This is a genomic window from Streptomyces sp. NPDC058964 (assembly GCF_042741275.1).
Classification (GTDB): Bacteria; Actinomycetota; Actinomycetes; order Streptomycetales; family Streptomycetaceae; genus Streptomyces.
On sequence record NZ_JBHYKH010000053.1, the window covers coordinates 1 to 3,240 of the forward strand.

General features: G+C 73.2%; 2 protein-coding genes. Both read right to left on the bottom strand.

Features of this window, described 5'->3' with window-relative positions; translation table 11 throughout:
- Positions 1 to 79: 79 nt before the first annotated feature.
- Positions 80 to 874, bottom strand: a complete 795-nt coding sequence (locus ACFW2E_RS09760) for a polyprenol monophosphomannose synthase (protein WP_384464036.1) — start codon at positions 872 to 874, stop codon at positions 80 to 82.
- A 566-nt stretch (positions 875 to 1,440) separates the two neighbouring features.
- Positions 1,441 to 3,054, bottom strand: coding sequence for an amidohydrolase (locus ACFW2E_RS09765; protein ID WP_384464039.1), 1,614 nt, complete (start codon positions 3,052 to 3,054; stop codon positions 1,441 to 1,443).
- Positions 3,055 to 3,240 lie beyond the last annotated feature (186 nt).

A 3,240-nucleotide genomic window follows, 5' to 3' on the forward strand; every position in this document is an offset into this window, starting at 1 on the left:
TGCTCCCAGTGTGCCTGGGCCCGGCTCAGTGCGGGATAAGGGGACGGTCAGCGGGACCTGCGCAGTCCCGGGGACCTGTCTATGCCTGCTTGTTCCTGCCGGTGAGCTTGCCGACCCGCTCGCCGACGCCCCACGCCGTGACCCGCCACAGCGCCTCGACGACGATGTCACGACTCATCTTGGAGTCGCCGAGTTCCCGCTCCACGAACGTGATCGGCACCTCGACGACGTGGTAGCCGGCCCTGACCGCTCGGCGGGCCAGGTCGACCTGGAAGCAGTACCCCTGCGAGGCGACCTTGTCGAGCCCGAGGCCCTCGAGGGTCTCGCGGCGGAACGCGCGGTAGCCACCGGTCACGTCACGGATCGGCACGTCGAGCATCAGGCGCGAGTAGGTGCTGCCGCCGCGCGAGAGGAACTCGCGGGACTTGGGCCAGTTCACCACCCGGCCGCCGGGCACCCAGCGCGAACCGAGCACCAGGTCCGCTCCCTTGAGGGCGGTGAGCAGGCGCGGCAGTTCCTCGGGCTGGTGGGAGCCGTCGGCGTCCATCTCGATCAGCACGCCGTAGCCGTTGTCCAGGCCCCAGCGGAAGCCCGCGAGGTAGGCGGCGCCGAGGCCCTCCTTGCCCTTGCGGTGCAGGACGTGGACATGACCGTCCTCGGCGGCCAGTTCGTCGGCGAGCTTGCCGGTGCCGTCGGGGCTGTTGTCGTCCGCCACCAGAACGTGCGCCTCGGGGACGGCCTTCCGTACCCGGCCGACGATGGCCTTGATGTTCTCGGCCTCGTTGTAGGTCGGAATGATCACCAACGCCGTGCCGAGCGGACCGAACTGCCTCCCCTGGGCCTTTGCCTCGAGGGTCCCGTCGCCGTCGTTCACTGCTGCCCCTTCATGTCGTACGCAGGGGTCCACCATAGTGGCCGGGGCCTGCGATGACGTGACAGCTCGTTCGTACGGTGGTGTCGATTGCGCAAGAACGGGGTAAGAAGGCCTTTTTGGACGACTGTGTGAACTGGTGACCGGGTGCGCCGACGGCGGTGTGCGCTGCGGATGGGGGCCCGGCACCCTTCGGGCCGACCTGGGACCCGCTGGCTGCGGGTCGACCGAAAGCCGTTGTCTACTGAGCGTCCGGGCCCCACCCGGGTCACACCTCCCCGACCGGCCGGAACGTTCACTCGTCGGCGCGGGCGCTGAGCCTGGCTCCCAGCGACGATGCCCCGGTGCGGCACACCGTCCCTGACCCAGCGGCGCTGCGACGAGTGCGCGGAGGCTCCCCGGTCGGGCGTCCGGTGGTGGACTCGGCAGAACCTACCGGCCCCCTGCGGCTGGCTGTCAACACTCGTTTGACCTGCGGAAACATCACCAAATGCCTGGTCAGTACGGAGGATGCGCAGGTCGCGCGACGGGACGGCGGCGGTCGATCGCGATCGCGCCACCCCGGTAGATCACTCGCCCGGCCGTACGAACACCGTCCGGCCACCCACCACCGTGCGCAGACAGATTGGGAGCTCGTGGCCCGGGGTCAGATCGGGCAGGCCGGGCGTACCCGAACGGGGGTCGGTCGACCAGCGCGCGACACGGTCGTCCGGGGCCTGGACGACCAGCGCGTCGGTCCGCCAGACGGCGTAGTCGGCGGGCGCTCCGGGCACCAGGACGCCGGCGTCGTCCCGGCCGACGGCCCGCCAGCCGCCGCGCGTGTGCGCGGTGAAGGCGGCGCGTACCGAGACGCGGTGTCCGGGCGTCCGGTGGAAGGCGGCGGCCCGGACCGTGCCCCACGGGTCGAGGGGCGTCACCGGGCTGTCGGAGCCGAAGGCGAGCGGGACGCCGGCCCGCAGCAGGGCCGCGAAGGGGTTCAGGGTGCGGGCCCGTTCCGCACCCAGACGCTGGGCGTACATGCCGTTCTCGCCGCCCCACAGCGCGTCGAAGGCGGGCTGCACGGAGGCGGTCAGGCCCAGTTCGGCGAAGGCGGCGATCGACTCGGGGGTGAGCATCTCGGCGTGCTCGACCCGGTGGCGAGCGGCGCGCACCGGGGCCAGGCCGACCTTCTCGGCGGCGGCGCGCACTCCTTCGACCACGGCGGTCACGGCGGCGTCGCCGATGGCGTGGAAGCCCGCCTGGAGGCCCGCCTCGGTGCAGGCGACGACATGTGCGGCGACGGCGTCCGCGTCGAGGTAGGCGGTACCGGTGTGGCCGGCGTCCGCGTAGGGCTGGTGCAGACAGGCCGTGTGCGAGCCCAGGGCGCCGTCCACGAACAGGTCGCCGGCGGCACCGATCGCGCCCAGTTCCCGGGCCCTGGCGACACCCTCGTCGCCCTGCTCCGCCCAGTATCCGATCAGCCGGGGGCCGGGCACCTCGGCGGCGAGCCGGAGCAGGGCCGTGAAGTCGTCCTCGGAGGAGATCTGGGGGCCGCCGCACTCGTGGAGTGACCCGATGCCGAGCGAGGCGGCGTGGGCGAGGGCGGCGCGCTGGGCCTCGCCGCGCTGGGCGGGCGTGACCGCGCCGAGCGCGGCGGCGCGTGCCGCGTGGTGGGCGTCGCGGGTGAGCGGGGCGTCCTCGCGGCCGACCGTGCCCGGGACCAGGTCCAGCAGGGCCGTCGTGACGACCGCGGAGTGCACGTCGATGCGGGACAGGTAGAGGGGGCGCCCGCCGGTGGCCTCGTCGAGCTCCGCTCGCGTCGGGGGGCGCCCGCCGGGCCAGCGCGAGGCGTCCCAGCCGTGGCCCAGGAGGACACGGTCGTCCGGGCGGGCGGCGGCGAAGTCCCGTACCAGGGCCAGAGCCGCCTCGAGCGAAGGCGCGTCGGACAGGTCGAGGCCGGTCAGGGCCAGACCGGTGGACGTCATGTGCACATGGGCGTCGGTGAAGGCCGGGGTGACCAGGGCACCGTCGAGGTCGACCACCTCGTCGACACCGCCCGCGAAGGCGTCCGCCGCCCCCTCCGAGCCGACCCACGCCACCTGGCCGCGCTCCACGACCATGGCGGTGGCGAAGGGGTCGGCGGGGCTGTGCACCTCCCCGCGGCGCAGCAGGACGGTCTTGGGGTCGGTGGGACGCTCACTCATGCCGCACAGTCTCTCGCGCGCGAGGGCGCGCGACGCACTCGGGGCACTCCGACGGCGCGTGGTGCCGCCCCGGCGACGGTCCGTCGTCTCAGACCTTCGGCGGTCGGGCCTCGTACGGTGTCGACAGGACCACCCTGGTCCGTGTCGACCCCCCCCCCACTGTCCCCACGCGGTCTCTTATACACC

Excerpts from the sequence above, each read along its gene's own strand:
- ACFW2E_RS09765 (WP_384464039.1), bottom strand. The coding sequence starts at position 3,054 with ATGAGTGAGCGTCCCACCGACCCCAAGACCGTCCTGCTGCGCCGCGGG.